This window comes from Mycolicibacterium parafortuitum, assembly GCF_010725485.1.
Classification (GTDB): domain Bacteria; phylum Actinomycetota; class Actinomycetes; order Mycobacteriales; family Mycobacteriaceae; genus Mycobacterium.
Map to the genome: position 1 here is coordinate 3049338 of NZ_AP022598.1, position 19717 is coordinate 3069054.

The window sequence follows — 19717 nt, forward strand, 5'->3', positions numbered from 1 at the left end:
CGAACGGGGGATGACGTGATTGATGGTGCTCGCCGAACGAACGGACATGCCAGGTACGTAGGCCGGGTGGGGGCCCTGGCGGTGGCCTTGGGGATAGGTCTGGCCGTCGCATCCACGGGGGGAATCGGCGAGGCGCTGGCCGATACCGGCGGAGCGGATTCGGCGTCGTCGGCATCGGACTCTGCCTCGGCCTCCGCCCGCAAGCCCCACGTGGCGCGGGCCCAGGACGCCCCGTCCGGCGCAACCAAGAGTGCCGCGGGCGGCGAGGACGAACCCGCCGCGGGCGGCGGGAATCAGCGCGCCGCGGGCAGCGAGGTCGATCCCGTCGGGTCCAAGGTGTCGTCCCAGCGCGACGCGGACCTTGATATCGATATCGACCCGGATGCCGACGCCGATGCCGATGTCGATGTCGCCGATGGCGATGCCGACGCCGATGTCGTTGATTCCGAACCGGACTCGCGCGTCGACGAGGCCTTCGGCGCCCGGCCCGACGATACCGACAGCCGCACCACGCGAATCCGTGCCGACAACCCTCCGCCCGCCACGGCACCCGTGGCACTGGACGCGTCGAGTAGGAAAACGTCGGCAGCACAGCAGAAGTCGGCGGCGACCGAGACGGCGCAGGTGATGTTGGCCGGTCAGCTCACGTCGGCCGGTCCGCTGCCGCCGGTCGGTCCACCGGCGCCGCCGAACCTGTTGGTGTTGCTGACCGGATGGTTCGGCAATCTCCAGCGCACCTTCTTCAACCGGGCGCCTGACGCCCGCGACCAGACGGTGACGCTGGTCCTGGACAAGCCGGAGAACGTCAGTGATCCGCTTGCCTTGTCGGCCAGTGACCAGGACGGGGATGCGCTGTCCTTCAGCCTGTTGGTCAACCGGGGGCCCAGGCGCGGCGTTGTCACCTTCGACCAGGCCACGGGAACGTTCACCTACGATCCCGACGATGCGTTCGCACGCAGCGGTGGCACGGATACGTTCACCTACAAGGTCAGCGACGCGTCAGCCGATTGGCATCTGCCGGGTCTGGTCAGCTTGCTGACCAAAACCGACTTCGGACACGCCGACCTCGCCACCGTGACGATCAGGGTGGCGCCGACGCTCAGGTCGGGAATCGACCTGACCAACGTCGACGACAGTGTTCGCATCCAGGACGATCCGTTCGGCTGGCTGAACGGCACATGGTGGAAGAACTACCAGATCCCGGCCCGCCGAAACGGCGCCGGTGTTATCCACGAGGTTTTCGACACAGTGGCGCAACGCATTCGCGAGCTGGTCACCGGTATCGACCGCGAGGCAGCACAGCCCGATTCCGATGCCCAACGCATCGCCGACATGTTCGCGAGCTTCATGGACACCGCCGCCGTCGCCGACGCCGGCGTGCAGCCGCTACTCGCGGAGCTGGCCAGAATCGACAACGCGGCCGACCACTCAGCGCTGGCCGCCGTGCTCGGCTCCCTGGCCGGGGTGAACTTCGGGTTCGAGACATGGGTGGACACGGACGCCAAGGATTCGTCCCGCCTCGTCCTGCAACTCAACCAGGTCGCACTCGGGCTCCCGGACAGGGCCTACTACATCGAGCCGCGGCACGCGACCATCCTGGCCGAGTACCCGGAGCACATCGCCAGGATGTTCGCGTTGGTGTACGGCGGGGTGGCCGGCGATTACACCCAGGCCGCACAACGCATCGTGGCCTTCGAGTCGGCGCTGGCAGCCGCGCAGTGGGACCCGGTCGAGCTTCGCGATCCCGTAGCGATCTACAACCCGCGCAGTCTCGCCGAACTGGCGGCGGAGGCGCCGGGGTTCGACTGGGGTTCGTGGGCGCACGGGTACGGAGCATCATCCGAACACACCGAGACGGTGATCGTCCGTCAACCCGACTATCTGACGGCATACGCCCAAGCCTGGTCGGCGGAATCGCTCCAGGACCTCAAGGTCTGGGCGAGCTGGCTGACCATCCACAGCCGCGCGATCCTGCTCACCGACGACATCCTCGCGGAGAACTTCGCGTTCAACCATCAGCGGCTGTTCGGCCAGGAGCGGACCAGCGACAGGTGGCAGCGGGGACTGTCGGCCGTCAACGATGTGCTCGGCTTCGCAGTGGGAAAGCTCTACGTCGACAAGCACTTTCCGGTTGAAGCCAAGCGTCAGATCGAAGACATGGTCGACAACCTGCTCGCGGCGTACCGGGACAGCATTGCCGAACTCGAGTGGATGTCCCCGGAAACCCGGGCCAAGGCCCTGGAAAAACTGGACAAAATGACCGTCAAGGTCGGTTATCCCGAGACCTGGGTCGACTATTCCGGCCTGGTCATCGCGCCCGACGACCTCTACGGGAACTACGTGCGTGGTCTTGGCGCCGCACGGGCGCGCGACCTGGACCGAGTCGGCCCGCTGGTCGACCGCAGCACATGGATCGACGTCCCGCAGGACGTCAACGCGTACTACTCAGCCGGTACCAATGAGATCATCTTCCCTGCAGGGTTTTTGCTGGCCCCGCTGTTCGACCCCGAGGCCGACATCGCGGCCAGTTACGGAGCGATCGGCTCGGTCATCGGCCACGAGATCGGTCACGCCTTCGACGACGAGGGTTCTCAGTACGACGGCGACGGCAACCTCGTCGACTGGTGGACGGCGGCCGACCGCGCCGCGTTCGAGGCGAAGACACAGCGACTGATCGAACAGTACGACGGCTATGTGCCGCGGCAACTTCCCAACGGGCCCCACGTCAACGGGGCACTGACGGTGGGTGAGAACATCGCCGATCTCGGTGGGCTGGCCATCGCCCTCAAGGCATACGTCAAATCCCTGGGCGGCCAGACCGCTCCCGTCGTCGACGGATACACCGGAGTGCAGCGTGTCCTGCTCGGGTATGTGCAGTTTTACCGAGGCAAGTACAACGACGGCACACTCCTGTCGCTGATGGCCACCGATCCGCATGCGCCGGCCGAGTTCCGGGCCAACGGGGTTCTGCGCAACCTCGACACGTTCTACGAGGCGTTCGGTGTCACCAAGACGGACGCGATGTACCTTCCTCCGGAACAGCGCGTACGTATCTGGTACTGACCCCGAAACACGCGCGAGCAGACGCGAACTCGCACAGATTCCGCCTGAATCATGCGATTTCGCGTCTGCTCGCGACAGGTACTAGAGCGCGACGACCTCGTAGTCGTCGAGCTGGTCGATCAGCACGTGCAGATGGTCCTGCGCGGAACCCAGGGTGCGGTCGATCGCGGTGAGCCGCGCCGCGTAGTGCGAGATCGGGTACTCGGCCGTCACGCCGATACCGCCGTGCAGCTGGATGGACTCCTGGGCGATGTGGCGTCCCGACCGGCCGATCTGCAGCTTGGCCCGCGCGGCGATGGTCGTGTCCAGGTTGTCGTCGGCGACCGACATCGCCGCGTAGAACGTCATGCTGCGGGCGAGTTCCAGCGAGACGTACATGTCGGCGGCCCGCTGGGTCAGCGTCTGGAACTTGCTCAGCGTGACCCCGAACTGCTTGCGCTGCGTGAGGTACTCGCTCGTCAGCCGCAGCGCTTCCTCCATCGCGCCGAGGGCTTCGGCGCACAGCCCCGACGAGATCCGCACCAGCGCCCGCGAGATTGCCTCTGACGCGTCGGCGGCGTCGCCGAGCGGTTCGGCGGCGACCGAGTCGAAGTCGATCTGCGCACCGCGCTGGCCGTCGAACGTGCGGAACGGCGTGCGCGCGGTCGCGGCGGCGTCGACGAGGAACAGTCCGGTCCCGCCGTCGGGCAGCTGTGCGCTGACGACGAGCGTATCGGCGCAGTCACCGGCCAGCACCGGGTTCTTGCTGCCGCTGACGGTCCACGAATCCCCGTCACGCACAGCCTTGGTCGCGACCGCGGCGGTGGGCAGGCGCATCCCGGGTTCGAGGTGGGCGAACGCCAGCAGCCGCTCGCCGGCGGCGACCTCGTCGAGCAGGGCGCACTGTTGTTCGGTTCCGGCCTCGGCGATCAGCGCACCGGGCCCGAGCGCGGCGTGCAACACCGGTTCGGGCGCCAGCCGCCTGCCGATCTCGGTGAGTACGACGAGAACCTCGATCTGCCCGCCGGCGTCCTCGTCGAATCCGAGACCGAGAACACCCACCTCGGCGAGCTGCTTCCAGACGTCGCGGCTCCATCCGAGTTCGGAATCGAGGGTCTTGAGCCGACTTTCGGGGTCGTACTTACGCGACAGCATGTCCCGGGTGGTGTCGCGGAGCAGGACCTGCTCTTCACTGAACTGAAAATCCATGTCTTAGCTCACAATCCGAGAATGGTCGACGCGATGATGGTGCGCTGGACCTCGTTGCTGCCGCCGTAGATCGAGGTCTTGCGGTAGTTCAGGTAGCGCGGCGCGGCTTCCTGCGCCCAGTCGGCCGAGGCGATTCCGTCGGTGCCGAACGGCAGCGCGTCGGCGCCCGCGACCTCCATCAGAAGTTCGGTGGCGGCCTGCTGCAGCTCGCTGGCACGCAGCTTCAGCACCGACGAGGCGGGGTTGGGCTTGCCTTCCTTGGATCCGGTCGCCACCCGCATCTGCGTCAGTTCCAGTGCCAGCACGTCGTTCTCGGTCTCGGCCAGCCGTGCCGCGAACAGCGGGTCGTCGATCAGGCCGCTGGCCTTCGCGCGCTCCTTGGCCTCGGCCAGCTTGAGCTTGGTGCGACCGATCTGGGTGATGCCGGTGCGTTCGTTGCCGAGCAGGAACTTGGCGTACGACCAGCCCTGGTTCTCCTCGCCGACCAGCTGGTCAGCGGGCACCCGGACGTCTTCGAAGAACACCTCGTTGACCTCGTAGCTGCCGTCGATCAACTTGATCGGGCGCAACGTGATGCCGGGGGTGTTCATGTCGATGAGCAGGAACGAGATACCGGCCTGCTTCTTGGGCGCGTTCGGATCGGTGCGGACCAGGCAGAAGATCCAGTCGGCGTACTGGCCGAGCGTGGTCCACGTCTTCTGGCCGTTGACGACGTAGCTGTCGCCGTCGCGCAGCGCGGTGGTCCGCAGCGACGCGAGGTCCGAGCCGGCTTCGGGCTCGGAGAAGCCCTGGCACCACCAGATGTCGACGGCCGCGGTCGGCGGCAGGAACCGCTCCTTGAGCTCCTGGCTACCGAACTCGGCGATCACCGGGCCGACCATCTTGGCGTTGAACGTCAGCGGCTCGGGAACGCTGGCCAGCTGCATCTCGTCGAGCCAGATCTGGTGCTGGATCGGCGTCCAGTCCTTGCCGCCCCATTCGACCGGCCAGTTGGGCACCATCAGCCCGTGGTCGTTGAGGATCTTGTTCGCCGTGACGATGTCGTCGCGGTTGGCCTCGGAGCCGGTGCGGGTCCGCTCGCGGATCTCGGCCGGGATCTTCGTCCGGTAGAAGTTGCGAAGCTCGTCGCGGAATTCGGCTTCCTCGGGCGTGAGCGCCAGCTGCATTGACAGCCTCCTGGTTCATCGGCGTACCACCGCCAGACTAACCGTTTGGTTGGGAGACAAACAGGCGGGTCCGGGGCCTGGTTACGACGCTGTCAGAACTTGAGGTGATGGCTGGTGTCACCCACCTGGTCGACGAACATGACCCGGGTGTCGAACCACCAGTTGCCGTCGACGCGGTGGAAGGTGTCGCGATAACGTCCGGTCACCACGATCTGCAACGGCAGCTCCGGCGTGGACTGGGTGACGCAGTAATAGGCGCTGCCGCGTGCGGTCCCGGCGGCGTCGTCCACGTCGATGATCACGTTGGTGGTGAAGTGCCTGGTCTTCGGGGTGCCGTCGTCGTGCAGACGCACCGCCATCTCGTACATCTGGCGCACCCGGTCGGAGCCCTCGAACACCGTCTCGGGCGGGCCGTCCTCCATACCGCAGATCCGGCCGTGGGCGAACAGCGCCGCGACACCGTCGAAGTCGCCCGCGTCGATGCGCTCGGCGTAGGTGTACACCAAGTTCTCGATCTCACGGGCCGAGTCGCTCATCGCGGTAGACAACCAGCCGGGATCTGTCATGTCAACGAGGCCGGAACCGCTAACCTCGGGGCGTGGCAACCACGTGGTCCCCGGCGCGGCTCGGCGACATGACAGGTCAGCGGATCATCGTCACCGGCGCGACCAACGGGGTGGGGTTGGCGACCGCGACAGCGCTGGCCCGGGCCGGCGCGCAGGTGATCCTCGCTGTGCGCAACCTCGAGCTCGGCGCCCGCCGCGCCGCCGAGATGGGCGGCGACACGGAGGTGGTCAAACTCGACCTGGCCGACCAGTCCTCGGTGCGGGCGTTCCCCGGGCTGTTCGACGGAGACGTCGACGTGCTGATCAACAACGCCGGCCTCGTCGCCCAACATCGCAGCGACACCGTGGACGGCTTCGAGATGACGCTCGGCACGAACTTCCTCGGCCCGTTCGCCCTGACCAACCTGCTGTTCGGCCGGGTGCGGTCGAAGATCGTCAACGTCGGCTCCGACGCGCACAAGTCGGCCTCGCTGGCCTTTGACGACCTACACGCGCGAACCGGCAAATGGTCGTCGTTTCCGGTCTACGCGCGCTCGAAGCTCGCGGTGATGCTGTGGGGACTCGAACTGGATCGCCGGCTGCGGTCGGCGGGCGCGCCGGTCACGACGTACCTGACGCATCCGGGCTGGGTCTCGTCGAATCTTTCGAACGTGGCCGACACCGGCGCCATGGCCGCGGCCCACTCGGTGGTGCAGCGGGTGGCCAATGTGATCGGCAACGACATCGACGCAGGCGCTGCCCCGACGCTGTACTGCCTCACCGAACCCATCCCGCCGGGCAGCTACGTCGGCATCGCGGGACGGTTCGGCTTCAAGGGTCCGCCCACGCTCAGCGGCCGCGCCCCCGTGGCCTGCGATTACGCTGCCGCGCAACGACTCTGGGAGTTCGCCGAACAGGAGACGGGCACCACGCTTCCGCTGTGACGTCTCAGATCAGCGGTCGCAACACCACGACGCCCGGGACGGTCTGCAGGTAGTCGGCCAGCGCGGTGTCGACCACCATGTCCTCACCACTGCGCGACGACGCGTGCCGGAACACCGGGCCGTCGGGGGAGTCGACGAAGATTCCGACGTGCGTTACGTCGAGACCGCCGTCGGAGGCGTATGCGCCGAGGTAGTCGCCGGTGCGCAACCGGCTCACGACGTCGGCGTCGACCGAGGAGCTCGGGATGTAGGACACGGTGCGCGCGACGACCGGGATGCCCGGGAGGTAGACCCCGCCGGAATCCTTGGCGTTGAGGGTCTTCGGCACCCGCACCGCGTCGTCGCTGACGGTCGCGGTGACGTCGGTGGCCACCGCCGGAGCCGTCGCGGCCCAGTCGGTGAAGAAGTGCTTGCGGTTCTCGAACGACACGTCACCGTCGCGGTACCGGACGTCGACCAGGCTGTCGAGGAATTCGTCGCGGTCGTCGGCCCGTTTGAGGGCCTCGACGTAGTCGGCGTAGGTGAAGCAGTCGACAGCCTGCAGATTGACGGTGAGTTGTTCGGGCTCGGTGGCCGAACCGATGAGAGTGTTTGCGCCATAGGGGGTTCCGAGGAACCGACCCGAGATCGACGCGGCATCCGACGTTCCCGCCGTGGTGTCCAGCATCGTCTGCAGGATCTGCTCGCTGGTTCCGGTGAAGTGGGCCGCGGGAGCGGCATGCGCAGAGCCGGCGCCGAGAACGACGGCGGGCAGCATGGCGAGGGTCGCGAGCATGTTCGTCAACCGCGGCATTTGGCCACTGTACGTCGGGCCCGCACACTGGAGGACGCACCTGCAGAACCAGCCCGCAACCGCGAGGAGAAGGCATTGGGCTCCAACCGCGTTGGCATCGCGTTCGTGATCGCGTTCGCCCTGGCCGGATGCTCACCGCAGGTCGCACCTCCGCCCGGTGACACCTCTGCCGCCGCGCCCCCGCCGATACGTCCGCAGGCGGCCCCCGCACCGCCTGCGACCGAACAGCCCGTGCTGGCCGCCGATCCGGTCGAGGTCGTCGCCGACCTGGTCGCCGACGAGCGGACGTTGCGTGCAGCGGGAGCCTCCGAGTCCGCGCTGACCGCCGCTGCCCGGCGCCAGCAGAAGGCCTACCGGGTGCTGGCCCGGCACCCGGAGTGGGACGCGCTGGTGCGGACGCGCGTGCCCGAGCCGCTGCTGGACGTCTACGACCGCAACATCGACGCCCGCAGGCAGCTCGGCGCGATGGGCAGGGGCAAGGCGACGCTTCCCGCATGGCGGATCGGTCCGCCGCCACCCGCCGAAGAACTGCTGCGGTACTACCGCGACGCCGAGGCGGTCACCGGGGTCGGCTGGAACTATCTGGCCGCCATCAACTTCGTGGAGACCGCGTTCGGCCGGATCTCGGGGGTCAGCACCGCGGGTGCCCAGGGGCCGATGCAGTTCCTGCCGTCGACGTTCGCGACCTACGGTGCCGGTACCGACATCTGGTCACCGCACGACAGCATCATGGCCGCGGGCCGTTTCCTGGCCGCCCACGGTTTCGCGCGCGACCGCGATCAGGCGATCTACCGGTACAACAACTCCCGTCGGTACGTGCGTGCGATCAACCAGTACGCACGCCTGATCGGAGCCGATCCCGCCGTATTCGGCGGCTACCACCGGTGGGACGTGTACTACAACTCGACCGCGGGCGACGTCGTGTTGCCCGCGGGTTACCACGCGGCGGCGCCGATCCCGGTGGAGGAGTACCTGGCGACGCATCCGCAGTGACCGCCGAGGCGGCGACTACGCTGACCGGTATGGCTGAGTCGATGTCCGCAAGGCGAAACGCCGACGCTGTCGCGAATTTCCTTGCCGCTCAGCGCTACACGCGAGACGAGGTGTTCGCCGATCCGGATCCGGTGCCTGCCAGGGCCGGTGCCCACGGCTGGTGGTTCCGCGAGATCCCCGGTGACATCGACACCTCGGGCTGCGCGCAACGCGACGGCTGGACGCTGCTGTACGTCGGGGTCAGCCCGGGCCCGCCGCGCGCCGACGGGAAACCGCAGGTGCCTCAGGATCTCCGCAAACGCATCCGGTTCCATTTCGGTGCGGGCAACGCCAGCGCGGATGGCTCCACGCTGCGCAAATCGCTCGGGGTGCTGCTCGGCGACCGGCTGGGCATCGAGTTGCGGCGCGTCGGTTCCGGGAAGCGGCAGACGTTCGCCGGCGGGGAAGCGGTGCTGACCCAGTGGATGGCTGACAACGCCGCGGTGTCGTGGGTGCTGCACCCGGAACCCTGGCATCTCGAAGGCAAACTGCTCAACGCGCTCGATCTGCCGCTGAACATCCACGGCAACGACCGCAACCCATTCGTGCCCGAACTCAAGAAGCTCCGCCGGAACGCGGCGGTGCGGGCGGGCAAGATGCGCATCCTCGCGGAGTGGACCTGACGGCTCGCCCGCGCTGCCCGGAGCCGCCGGTCAGATTGTCGTATTCGTTGCGCTGAGCCACTTTTCGCGATCGGTGTACGCCTGACCGGCGCGCCGGCGCAGGCAATTGTCGGTCCACCGCACATCCGGTTCGGCCGACAGCGAAAGCGACCCTGAAAGTGCCCTAACCTGCGGCGGCGCCGCCCGCGCAGTCCTACGATGGAGGTACGCAACGGGTCGGGATTTGGTCGAGGAGGCCCTGAGATGCGGCGTTCTACATATCGGTGTGCTGTTGCCGGCATGGCGGCGCTGGCGCCACTGGCCGTGTCGGTAATGATTTCCGCGCCGGCGAATGCCGCGGAGTGCGGAGCGGGAACCGTATACGACGCCCCGACGAACACCTGTGTCGTGGCGCCGCTGCCGGCGGCGCCCGCACCACCGCCACCGCCACCCCCGGCACCGCCGCCGTGGAACGGCGACCCGACACCGGGATTCTCCATCGGGATCTGCGCGCCGATCCCGTTCGTGGCCCTGTGCACCGGGATCTGACGGGGGTCGTCAGCGCCGCGGGTTGTCACATCACAATATGTTTTCGGCGTATCACAAATTGGTGTTGGTGAGGCCGCACCGGCCGGATCCGATAGTAGGTTTCTGCCCGTGAAGCTGAGGTGGCTCGGTGCACTCAGCATCGTCTGGGTTCTCCTACCGACGTCCGCTTGTCCGGCGGCTGCCTCGCCCGCCCCCGAGCCCGATCCCACCGTCGGCGAGGCGGCACCTGTCGCCCACGCGGCGGGGGTCATCGCGCCCGGCGCGGACGCCCTCATCCAGTCCGCCCCACCGTCGACGACGACGGCACCCAACGGGTGGACGTTGACCGTCGGCGCCAGAGACGAGGCGATACGGAACGTGAACCCGCTGACCACCGCGCTGTCGTCGCGGAACTACGAGGTCAGCGGTGTGTTCAACGGCATGCTTCGCGGGCCCGAGGGGTCCGAGCCGCCGCGCGGCGTGCTGGAGGTGGGTTACCAGATCGGCTGCGGCATCGACATGGGTGCCAATGGCGTCACGATCACCGGCAGCGCAGGCGTCACGCCGTCGCTGGGCCTGGTGGGACTCGACGGCGAGGGCGAGTTCATCGACGGCATCGCGCCGGTGCTGTCGACGCCCTTTGTCGGCGGCGTCGCGATCGGTCTGCGACCCGGCCTCATCAACACCGTCCCGGTGGGGCGAAAGGAGTTCACCGGGAACGACCCGTGGGTGTCGATCAGTGGCTTCAACGTGAAGATCGACGGCTGTGTGGGGGAGTCCTTCATCAGGTCCTACGCCGTGCTCACGCATGCGACCGACCAGTCCGACTCGATCCTGGGGTATTACGGGACGACCAAGAAAGTGTGATCGGCATCCTGCGATCGGGTGATCGTGACACGCGATCACGCGTAGGTGGTCCACTGGTTAAGGAAGTGCCCCCGGCAGGATTCGAACCTGCGGCCTTCTGCTCCGGAGGCAGACGCTCTATCCCCTGAGCTACGGGGGCGCTGCTGAAAAGCTGCGCCGTACGGGCGTGGATAGCGTAGCGCATGCCGCGGGCGGAAACGGATTCGGTAGGTAACAGCGCAGACCATAGGATGGATCCTCGTGACCCCTGCCGATCTGGCCCAGCTGCTCAAGGCCACCGCCACCGCGGTGCTGGCCGAGCATGGCCTCGACACCACCGCGCTGCCCGACACCGTCACCGTCGAGCGTCCGCGCAATCCCGAGCACGGTGACTACGCCACCAACCTGGCGTTGCAACTCGGCAAGAAGGTGGGCGTCAACCCGCGCGAGCTGGCCGGCTGGTTGGCCGCGGCGCTCGTCGCCGACGACGGGATCGCCGCCGCCGATGTCGCGGGACCGGGCTTCGTCAACCTGCGTATCGAGGCCGCCGCGCAGAACGTGATGGTCGGCAACGTCATCGCCGCCGGCGCCGGCTACGGCGGATCCGCCGCGCTGGCCGGCAAGAAGATCAACCTCGAGTTCGTCTCCGCGAACCCGACCGGACCCATCCACATCGGCGGCACCCGGTGGGCGGCCGTCGGCGACGCGCTGGGCCGGCTCCTGAGCACCCAGGGTGCCGAGGTGGTCCGCGAGTACTACTTCAACGACCACGGCGCGCAGATCGACCGGTTCACCAACTCGCTCATCGCGTCCGCGAAGGGGGAGCCGACGCCCGAGGACGGCTACGCGGGCACCTATATCGCCGAGATCGCCGATGCGGTCGTCGCCAAGGAACCCGGTGTCCTGGACCAGCCCGACGCCCAGATGCGGGAGACGTTCCGGGCCATCGGCGTGAACCTGATGTTCGACCAGATCAAGGCCTCGCTGCACGAGTTCGGCACCGACTTCGACGTCTTCACCCACGAGGACTCGATGCACACCTCCGGCCGGGTGGAACAGGCCATCAGCAAGCTGCGCGAGACCGGCTTCGCCTACGAGAAGGACGGCGCGGTCTGGTTGCGCACCACCGACTTCGGCGACGACAAGGACCGGGTCGTCATCAAGAGCGACGGCAACCCCGCCTACATCGCCGGTGACCTCGCCTACTTCCTGGACAAGCGCAAGCGTGGATTCGACCTGTGCATCTACATGCTCGGCGCCGACCACCACGGCTACATCGCCCGGCTGAAAGCCTCCGCCGCGGCCCTCGGTGACGATCCCGACACCGTCGAGGTGCTGATCGGGCAGATGGTCAACCTGGTGCGCGACGGGCAACCGGTCCGGATGAGCAAGCGCGCGGGCACGGTCATCACCCTCGACGACCTCGTCGAGGCGATCGGCGTGGACGCCGCCCGGTACTCGCTGATCCGCAGCTCGGTCGACACCCCGATCGACATCGACCTGGCGCTGTGGTCCTCGGCGTCCAACGAGAACCCGGTCTACTACGTGCAGTACGCGCACGCGCGGCTCTCGGCGCTGGCTCGCAACGCCGCCGAGCTCGGAATCACCCCCGACACCGCGCACCTGGACCTGCTGACCCACGACAAAGAGGGTGTGCTGATCCGCACCATCGGCGAGTTCCCGCGGGTTCTCCGGCAGGCCGCCGAACTGCGTGAGCCGCACCGGGTTTCGCGCTACCTGGAGGACCTCGCCGGCGACTACCACCGGTTCTACGACGCGTGCCGCGTGCTGCCGCAGGGCGACGAGGAACCCGGCGACCTGCATGCGGCCCGGCTCGCACTGTGCGCGGCAACCCGTCAGGTGATCGCCAACGGGCTGAACATCCTCGGCGTCAGCGCCCCGGAGCGGATGTGATCGCCCACCCCGCCGGACCGCGGCATGCCGAAGAGGTGCCCTCGGCCGCCGCGCCCGAGCGACCCCTGACAACGGCCGAGGTGCTGGAGCTCGCGCCGAACGTGTGGCCGCAGAACACTGTTCGCGGTGATGACGGCGTCGTGTCGATCGCCGGGGTGTCGGTGGCCGATATCGCCGCCGAGTTCGGCACCCCGGTCTTCGTCATCGACGAGGCCGACTTCCGGGCACGCTGCCGCGACATCTCGGGCGCGTTCGGCGGCGGCGAGTACGTCCACTATGCCGCGAAAGCCTTCCTGTGCACCGAGATCGCCCGCTGGGTGGACGAGGAGGGGCTGTGCCTCGACGTCGCCACCGGGGGAGAGCTCGCCGTCGCGCTGCACGCCGGCTTCCCCCCCGAGCGGATCACGGTGCACGGCAACAACAAATCGATCGCCGAGCTGACCGCGGCGGTCAAGCACCGTGTCGGTCACGTCGTGGTCGACTCGATGATCGAGATCGAGCGCCTCGACCGCATCGCTGCCGAGCTCGGTGTGGTCCAGGACGTGCTGGTGCGCGTCACCGTCGGTGTGGAGGCGCACACCCACGAGTTCATCTCGACCGCCCACGAGGACCAGAAGTTCGGGCTGTCGCTGGCCTCCGGTGCGGCCATGGATGCGGTGCGCAAGGTGTTCGCGGCCGACAATCTGCGCCTGGTCGGCCTGCACAGCCACATCGGATCGCAGATCTTCGACGTGGCGGGCTTCGAGATCGCGGCGCACCGCGTGATCGGGCTGCTGCGCGATGTGGTGTCCGAGTTCGGTGTCGAGAAGACCGCGCAGATGGACATCGTCGATCTCGGTGGCGGTCTGGGCATCTCCTATCTGCCCGGCGACAACCCGCCACCGATGAGCGAGCTGGCAGGCAAACTGCAGGCCATCGTCCGCAGCGAGTCGGCGGCCGTCGGGCTGCCCGCGCCGAAGCTCGTCGTCGAGCCGGGACGCGCGATCGCCGGCCCCGGCACCATCACGCTCTACGAGGTCGGCACCGTCAAGGACGTCGCGGTCAGTCCCACCGCACACCGGCGCTACGTCAGCGTCGACGGCGGGATGAGCGACAACATCAGGACCTCGCTGTACGGCGCCGAGTACGACGTGCGGCTGCTGTCCCGGGCCAGCGAGGCGGCCCCCACGCTGTCCCGCGTGGTCGGCAAACACTGTGAGAGCGGGGACATCGTGGTGCGTGATGCATGGCTGCCCGCCGACGTAACCCCGGGGGACCTGCTCGGCGTCGCCGCCACCGGCGCATACTGCTATTCGATGTCGAGCCGTTACAACCTGATCGGCCGACCGGCCGTGGTGGCCGTGCGCGACGGGCGAGCACGCCTGATCCTGCGCCGGGAGACGGTCGACGATCTTTTGAGTCTGGAAGTGAGGTGACGCGGTGAGCGACGCGAAGAACGAGATCGGAGTAGCCGTACTCGGGTTGGGCAACGTGGGCAGCCAGGTGGTGCGCATCATCGAGGAGAGCGCATCCGACCTCGCCGCCCGCATCGGCGCCCCGCTGAAGGTGCGCGGCATCGGCGTGCGCCGGGTGGACACGGACCGCGGAGTTCCCGCGGACCTGCTCACCGACAACATCGAGGAGCTCGTCTCCCGTGACGACGTCGACATCGTCGTCGAGGTGATGGGCCCGGTCGAACCTGCCCGCAAGGCCATCCTGGCCGCGCTCGAGCAGGGCAAGTCCGTCGTGACCGCCAACAAGGCGCTGATGGCGGTCTCGGCCGGCGAGCTCGCCGCGGCCGCCGAGAGCGCGCACGTCGACCTGTACTTCGAGGCCGCGGTCGCCGGCGCGATCCCGGTGATCCGCCCGCTGACCCAGTCGCTGGCCGGCGACACCGTGGTACGGGTGGCCGGAATCGTCAACGGCACCACCAACTACATCCTCTCCGAGATGGACAGCACCGGCGCCGACTACGCCTCCGCGCTGGCCGACGCCGGCGCACTGGGTTACGCCGAGGCCGACCCGACCGCCGACGTCGAAGGCTTCGACGCCGCCGCCAAGGCCGCGATCCTGGCCTCGATCGCGTTCCACACCCGTGTCACCTCCGACGACGTGTACCGCGAGGGCATGACCAAGGTGTCGGCCGCCGACTTCGCGTCCGCGCGCGCCCTCGGCTGCACCATCAAGCTGCTCGCCATCTGTGAGCGCATCACGGACAACGAAGGGCAGGAACGGGTTTCGGCGCGCGTCTACCCCGCACTGGTGCCGCTGGAGCATCCGCTGGCGTCGGTCAACGGGGCCTTCAACGCGGTCGTCGTCGAAGCCGAGGCCGCCGGCCGGCTGATGTTCTACGGCCAGGGCGCCGGCGGCGCGCCCACCGCGTCGGCGGTGCTCGGCGATCTGGTGATGGCCGCGCGCAACCGCGTGCAGGGCGGTCGCGGACCGCGTGAGTCGAAGTACGCGAAGCTGCCCATCGCGCCGATCGGGCTGATCCCGACCCGCTACTACGTGAACATGAACGTCGCCGACCGGCCCGGTGTGCTGTCGGCGGTGGCGGCGGAGTTCTCCAAGCGTGAGGTCAGCATCGCCGAGGTGCGCCAGGAAGGCATGGTCGACGAGGGCGGTCAGCGCTGCGGCGCCCGCATCGTGGTGGTCACCCACCAGGCGACCGACGCGGCATTGTCGGAAACCGTTGCCGCGCTTGCCGATCTCGACGTCGTACAGGACATCAACAGCGTCCTGCGTTTGGAAGGGACGACAGAGTGAGTACCACCCGTGCCGTGCACCAGCCGTGGCCCGGCCTCATCGAGGCCTACCGTGACCGGTTGCCGATCGAGGACAACTGGACCACCATCACGCTGCGCGAAGGCGGTACGCCGCTGCTGCCCGCGCCGCGGCTGTCGGAGTACACCGGGTGCACGGTCCACCTGAAGGTCGAGGGCCTCAACCCGACCGGGTCCTTCAAGGACCGCGGTATGACGATGGCGGTGACCGAGGCCGTGTCCCGCGGCCAGCAGGCCGTGCTGTGCGCGTCCACCGGCAACACGTCGGCATCGGCTGCCGCGTACGCGGCGCGTGCGGGGATCACATGTGCGGTGCTGGTGCCGCAGGGCAAGATCGCGATGGGCAAGCTCGCCCAGGCGGTCATGCACGGCGCGAAGATCATCCAGATCGACGGCAACTTCGACGACTGCCTCGAACTCGCCCGTAAGCTCACCGCCGACTTCCCGACGGTGTCACTGGTCAACTCGGTCAACCCGTTCCGCATCGAGGGGCAGAAGACCGCGGCGTTCGAGATCGTCGACGCCCTCGGTGACGCTCCTGACATCCACGCGCTTCCCGTCGGCAACGCGGGCAACATCACCGCGTACTGGAAGGGTTACACCGAGTACCACCGCGACGGCCTGTCCTCCAAGCTGCCCCGCATGCTCGGTACGCAGGCCGCGGGCGCCGCGCCGTTGGTGCTCGGCGAACCGGTCAGCGACCCCGAGACCATCGCGACCGCGATCCGCATCGGCTCACCGGCGTCGTGGACCTCGGCGGTGGAAGCCCAGCAGCAGTCCGACGGTCGCTTCCTGGCCGCCACCGACGAAGAGATTCTCGCCGCCTACCACCTGGTGGCCCGCGCGGAAGGCGTGTTCGTCGAGCCGGCATCCGCCGCGAGCATCGCCGGCCTGTTGAAGTCGATCGAGGACGGCTGGGTCGCCAAGGGTTCCACGGTCGTGTGCACCGTCACCGGCAACGGCCTCAAGGACCCTGACACCGCGCTCAAGGGAATGCCCGCGGTCATCCCGGTCCCGGTCGACCCGGTCGCGGTCGTCGCGAAGCTCGGCCTGGTCTAGAGCCGACGATCGTGACGCGCACTCTGCCATCGGGGCTGTCTGCGACCGCGGAGGTCGCGGCCTCGAGCGCCAACCTCGGTCCCGGCTTCGACAGCCTGGGACTGGCGCTGAGCCTGTACGACGAGATCACCGTGGAGACCGCGGATTCCGGTCTGGTCATCGAGGTCGACGGCGAAGGTGCCGGGCAGGTGCCGCTGGACGCGTCGCACCTCGTGGTCCGCGCGATCGAGCGCGGCCTGCGGGAAAGCGGAGTCGGCGCATCGGGCCTTATCGTCCGCTGCCGTAACAACATTCCGCACTCGCGAGGGCTCGGCTCGTCGGCCGCCGCAGTGGTCGGCGGCCTCGCGGCCGCCAATGGTCTTGCCGCCCAAGGTGACTCGACGCCGATGTCGGCAGACCGGCTCGTCCAGGTGTCTTCGGAGTTCGAAGGGCATCCCGACAACGCCGCCGCCGCCGTGCTCGGCGGTGCGGTGGTGGCCTGGACCGCGAAGCAGGACGGCGTCCCGCGGTACGCCGCGGCGCCGATCCGGCTGCATCCGGGCATCAGCGTGTTCGCCGCGATCCCGCAGGTGCGCTCGTCGACCGCGGAGACCCGGGTGCTGCTGCCCGAGCACGTCAGCCACGCCGACGCCGGCTTCAACCTGAGCCGCGCCGCGCTGCTCGTGGTGGCGCTGACCGAGCGGCCGGACCTGCTGCTGGACGCCACCGAGGACGTACTGCACCAGCCGCAACGGGCTTCGGCGATGCCCGCATCGGCGGAATACCTCGCGGTGCTGCGGCGTTGTGGGGTGGCGGGAGTGCTGTCGGGCGCCGGGCCTTCGGTGCTGGCTTTGAGTACTGAAGCGGAGTTGCCCGCCGACGCACTGGAGTACGGGGCCCGAGCCGGGTTCTCCGTGGTCAAGATGTCGGTGGGACACGGGGTCAGCTGGACCTCCGGGGTCGCTGCGAGCGCTCGGCGCGAGCAGTAACACCGGCAACATGCGGATCACGGGGTTTCTTGCTTCCAACTCGGATGCGCGTTATCCTCGCTCTCGTCCAGCAATCGCAGCTTCTTCACCTGCGCCGACACTAGGACGACTCTTCTTTCAAGTGTTCAAATTTGTGGACTGGCGGTTCGCCGTATCGGCGAACCCGGCGATCACCGTTGCAGTGGCAATGGCGTGACCTAGGCGTTCAGCGGATTGGTTGAACGCACAGAACCCCCGCGTGACGAGATCAGTGGGGGAAGAAAGGAAATCCGTGACTGATACGGACCTCTTCACGGCTGGTGGCAGCGCCGACAGCGGCGAACTGCAGAACCCCGTGACTTCAGACATCTCGGCATCGGCGCCCGCCGAAAACGCGCCGGCCTCCGCTCCCGCCCGTCGTGGCGGAGCGCTGACCAGCATGGTGCTGCCCGAACTGCGGGCGCTGGCCAAGGAGATCGGCGTCGAGGGCGCCTCCGGCATGCGTAAGGGCGAGCTGATCGCCGCGATCCGAGAGCGCCGTGGCGAATCCAACGGCGCCGGCGCCAAGAAGGACGCCCCGGCGGCCGCCGAGCAGAGCGCTCCGGCCGCCGCCGCCCCTGAGCAGGCCGCCCCTGAGCAGGCTGCACCGGAGCAGCCCGCAGGTGAGCAGTCCGCCGAGGCGCAGCCGCAGCAGCGCCGCCGTGAGCGCCGTGGCGCGTCGCGTGAGCAGGGTGGTCCCGCCGGTGGCGAGCAGCCCAAGAACCAGGACCCCAAGAACCAGGACAGCGCCGAGACGGCGCAGTCCGGAGGCGAGCAGGAAACCCGTCGCCGCCAGGACAACCAGGGCGGCCGTCAGGACAATCAGGACAACCGCGACGGCAACCGGGATGCCGGTCGGGATGCCAAGGGCAACCGCGACAATCAGGACGGCGGCCAGAACGCGAAGTCCGGCGGTGACTCCGACAGCCGCGGCGACAGCGGTGACCAGCAGGGCGGCGGGCAGAACCGTCGCGACAACAATTCCGGCGGCGGTCGTTCGGACAACGACGACGACGGCGAGGGCCGTCAGGGCCGCCGCGGCCGCCGGTTCCGGGATCGCAAGCGCCGCGAGCGCGGCGGCGACGGTGGTGGCGGCGGTGAGCGCGACACCGAGCTTCGTGAAGACGACGTCGTGCAGCCCGTCGCGGGCATTCTCGACGTGCTCGACAACTACGCGTTCGTGCGGACCTCCGGCTACCTCGCCGGCCCCAACGACGTGTACGTGTCGATGAACATGGTGCGTAAGAACGGATTGCGCCGCGGCGACGCCGTGACCGGCGCGGTCCGCGTGCCACGGGACAGCGAGGGCGGGGATAAGAACCCTCGGCAGAAGTTCAACCCGCTGGTCCGTCTGGACACGGTCAACGGCAAGCCGGTCGAAGAGGCCAAGAAGCGGCCGGAGTTCACCAAGCTCACCCCGCTGTACCCGAATCAGCGGCTGCGCCTGGAGACGACCAGCGACAAGCTGACCACCCGCGTTATCGACCTGATCATGCCGATCGGCAAGGGTCAGCGCGCGCTGATCGTGTCCCCGCCGAAGGCCGGTAAGACCACGATCATGCAGGACATCGCCAACGCGATCACCCGCAACAACCCGGAATGCCATCTGATGGTCGTGCTCGTCGACGAGCGTCCTGAAGAGGTCACCGATATGCAGCGCTCGGTCAAGGGCGAGGTCATCGCCTCGACCTTCGACCGGCCGCCGTCAGACCACACCCAGGCCGCCGAGCTCGCGATCGAGCGGGCCAAGCGGCTCGTCGAGCAGGGCAAGGACGTCGTGGTGCTGCTCGACTCGATCACCCGGCTGGGCCGCGCCTACAACAACGCGTCGCCGGCCTCGGGCCGCATCCTGTCCGGTGGTGTCGATTCGACCGCGCTGTACCCGCCCAAGCGGTTCCTCGGCGCGGCGCGCAACATCGAAGAGGGCGGCTCGCTGACCATCATCGCGACCGCGATGGTCGAGACCGGCTCCACCGGCGACACCGTGATCTTCGAGGAGTTCAAGGGGACCGGCAACGCGGAGCTCAAGCTGGACCGCAAGATCGCCGAGCGCCGGGTGTTCCCGGCCGTCGACGTCAACCCGTCGGGCACCCGCAAGGACGAGCTGCTGCTCTCGCCTGACGAGTTCGCGGTCGTGCACAAGCTGCGGCGCGTGCTGTCCGGGCTGGATCCGCACCAGGCCATCGATCTGCTGATGAGCCAGCTGCGCAAGACCAAGAACAACTACGAGTTCCTGGTCCAGGTCTCCAAGAACACCCCTGGCGGCAACGGCGACGACTGAGTCGTGCC

16 protein-coding genes and 1 tRNA gene are annotated in these 19717 nt (G+C 68.2%); 12 read left to right on the forward strand and 5 right to left on the reverse strand.

All coding sequences use genetic code 11. The annotated features are described in order from the left end of the window. Positions 1-66: 66 nt before the first annotated feature. The gene (locus tag NTM_RS14715; RefSeq protein WP_163766718.1) at positions 67-3063 is read left to right on the forward strand and encodes a M13-type metalloendopeptidase; all 2997 of its coding nucleotides are present in this window, start codon (positions 67-69) and stop codon (positions 3061-3063) included. Between the two features lie 81 nt (positions 3064-3144). Here NTM_RS14715 and NTM_RS14720 read toward each other — a convergent pair whose 3' ends face one another. The 3 genes from NTM_RS14720 to NTM_RS14730 form a co-directional block, all read right to left on the reverse strand. Next, positions 3145-4251, reverse strand: a complete 1107-nt coding sequence (locus tag NTM_RS14720) for an acyl-CoA dehydrogenase family protein (RefSeq protein ID WP_163766719.1) — start codon at positions 4249-4251, stop codon at positions 3145-3147. A gap of 8 nt (positions 4252-4259) precedes the next feature. Beyond that, positions 4260-5417: an acyl-CoA dehydrogenase family protein gene (locus tag NTM_RS14725; RefSeq protein ID WP_104864997.1), complete on the reverse strand. Its 1158-nt coding sequence runs from the start codon at positions 5415-5417 to the stop codon at positions 4260-4262. Between the two features lie 92 nt (positions 5418-5509). Next, positions 5510-5953 carry a nuclear transport factor 2 family protein gene (locus NTM_RS14730; protein ID WP_104864996.1) on the reverse strand — a complete coding sequence of 148 codons (444 nt, stop codon included), beginning with the start codon at positions 5951-5953 and terminating at the stop codon, positions 5510-5512. A 98-nt stretch (positions 5954-6051) separates the two neighbouring features. On the opposite strand from NTM_RS14730, the gene NTM_RS14735 reads away from it, so the two are divergent. After that, positions 6052-6906, forward strand: coding sequence for an SDR family NAD(P)-dependent oxidoreductase (locus NTM_RS14735; RefSeq protein ID WP_435405126.1), 855 nt, complete (start codon positions 6052-6054; stop codon positions 6904-6906). A gap of 4 nt (positions 6907-6910) precedes the next feature. Here NTM_RS14735 and NTM_RS14740 read toward each other — a convergent pair whose 3' ends face one another. Next, a complete protein-coding gene (locus NTM_RS14740) occupies positions 6911-7699 on the reverse strand; it encodes a DUF1460 domain-containing protein (protein WP_232079712.1) in 789 nt (262 codons plus the stop codon). A gap of 75 nt (positions 7700-7774) precedes the next feature. Between NTM_RS14740 and NTM_RS14745 the strand changes: the two genes are divergently transcribed. From NTM_RS14745 to NTM_RS14760, 4 genes are all read left to right on the forward strand, one after another. After that, on the forward strand, positions 7775-8692 hold the full coding sequence (locus NTM_RS14745; protein WP_232079935.1) for a lytic transglycosylase domain-containing protein: 918 nt from the start codon (positions 7775-7777) through the stop codon (positions 8690-8692). Positions 8693-8721: 29 nt separating this feature from the next. Continuing rightward, entirely contained in the window at positions 8722-9354 is a 633-nt protein-coding gene (locus tag NTM_RS14750) for a GIY-YIG nuclease family protein (RefSeq protein WP_104865110.1), read from the forward strand. Between the two features lie 279 nt (positions 9355-9633). Further along, on the forward strand, positions 9634-9882 hold the full coding sequence (locus NTM_RS14755) for a hypothetical protein (protein ID WP_232079713.1): 249 nt from the start codon (positions 9634-9636) through the stop codon (positions 9880-9882). 108 nt (positions 9883-9990) lie between these two features. After that, positions 9991-10728 (forward strand): MspA family porin, encoded by a 738-nt coding sequence (locus NTM_RS14760; protein ID WP_104864992.1) that lies wholly within the window; start codon positions 9991-9993, stop codon positions 10726-10728. A 66-nt stretch (positions 10729-10794) separates the two neighbouring features. Here NTM_RS14760 and NTM_RS14765 read toward each other — a convergent pair. Next, a tRNA-Arg gene (locus NTM_RS14765) sits at positions 10795-10867 on the reverse strand. 101 nt (positions 10868-10968) lie between these two features. Between NTM_RS14765 and argS the strand changes: the two genes are divergently transcribed. The 6 genes from argS to rho all read left to right on the forward strand — a co-directional run bounded on the left by argS (position 10969) and on the right by rho (position 19709). Next, positions 10969-12621 (forward strand): arginine--tRNA ligase, encoded by a 1653-nt coding sequence (argS, locus tag NTM_RS14770; RefSeq protein ID WP_104864991.1) that lies wholly within the window; start codon positions 10969-10971, stop codon positions 12619-12621. Next, positions 12618-14036 carry a diaminopimelate decarboxylase gene (gene lysA, locus NTM_RS14775; protein ID WP_163766722.1) on the forward strand — a complete coding sequence of 473 codons (1419 nt, stop codon included), beginning with the start codon at positions 12618-12620 and terminating at the stop codon, positions 14034-14036. The genes argS and lysA overlap by 4 nt, the downstream gene beginning before the upstream one ends. A gap of 4 nt (positions 14037-14040) precedes the next feature. Next, the gene (locus NTM_RS14780; protein ID WP_104864989.1) at positions 14041-15366 is read left to right on the forward strand and encodes a homoserine dehydrogenase; all 1326 of its coding nucleotides are present in this window, start codon (positions 14041-14043) and stop codon (positions 15364-15366) included. Beyond that, positions 15363-16442 carry a threonine synthase gene (thrC, locus tag NTM_RS14785; RefSeq protein ID WP_163766723.1) on the forward strand — a complete coding sequence of 360 codons (1080 nt, stop codon included), beginning with the start codon at positions 15363-15365 and terminating at the stop codon, positions 16440-16442. The genes NTM_RS14780 and thrC overlap by 4 nt, the downstream gene beginning before the upstream one ends. A gap of 11 nt (positions 16443-16453) precedes the next feature. Next, a complete protein-coding gene (thrB, locus tag NTM_RS14790) occupies positions 16454-17410 on the forward strand; it encodes a homoserine kinase (RefSeq protein WP_163766724.1) in 957 nt (318 codons plus the stop codon). A 271-nt stretch (positions 17411-17681) separates the two neighbouring features. Beyond that, positions 17682-19709 (forward strand): transcription termination factor Rho, encoded by a 2028-nt coding sequence (gene rho / locus NTM_RS14795; protein ID WP_163766725.1) that lies wholly within the window; start codon positions 17682-17684, stop codon positions 19707-19709. The last annotated feature ends 8 nt before the right edge of the window (positions 19710-19717 follow it).

What these genes read in the sequence shown, in the direction of transcription:
- NTM_RS14720 (WP_163766719.1), bottom strand. Translation starts at nt 4,251, where the DNA reads ATGGATTTTCAGTTCAGTGAAGAGCAGGTCCTGCTCCGCGACACCACC.
- NTM_RS14725 (WP_104864997.1), bottom strand. Translation starts at nt 5,417, where the DNA reads ATGCAGCTGGCGCTCACGCCCGAGGAAGCCGAATTCCGCGACGAGCTT.
- NTM_RS14730 (WP_104864996.1), bottom strand. Translation starts at nt 5,953, where the DNA reads ATGAGCGACTCGGCCCGTGAGATCGAGAACTTGGTGTACACCTACGCC.
- NTM_RS14735 (WP_435405126.1), top strand. Translation starts at nt 6,052, where the DNA reads ATGACAGGTCAGCGGATCATCGTCACCGGCGCGACCAACGGGGTGGGG.
- NTM_RS14740 (WP_232079712.1), bottom strand. Translation starts at nt 7,699, where the DNA reads ATGCCGCGGTTGACGAACATGCTCGCGACCCTCGCCATGCTGCCCGCC.
- NTM_RS14750 (WP_104865110.1), top strand. Translation starts at nt 8,722, where the DNA reads ATGGCTGAGTCGATGTCCGCAAGGCGAAACGCCGACGCTGTCGCGAAT.
- NTM_RS14755 (WP_232079713.1), top strand. Translation starts at nt 9,634, where the DNA reads ATGGCGGCGCTGGCGCCACTGGCCGTGTCGGTAATGATTTCCGCGCCG.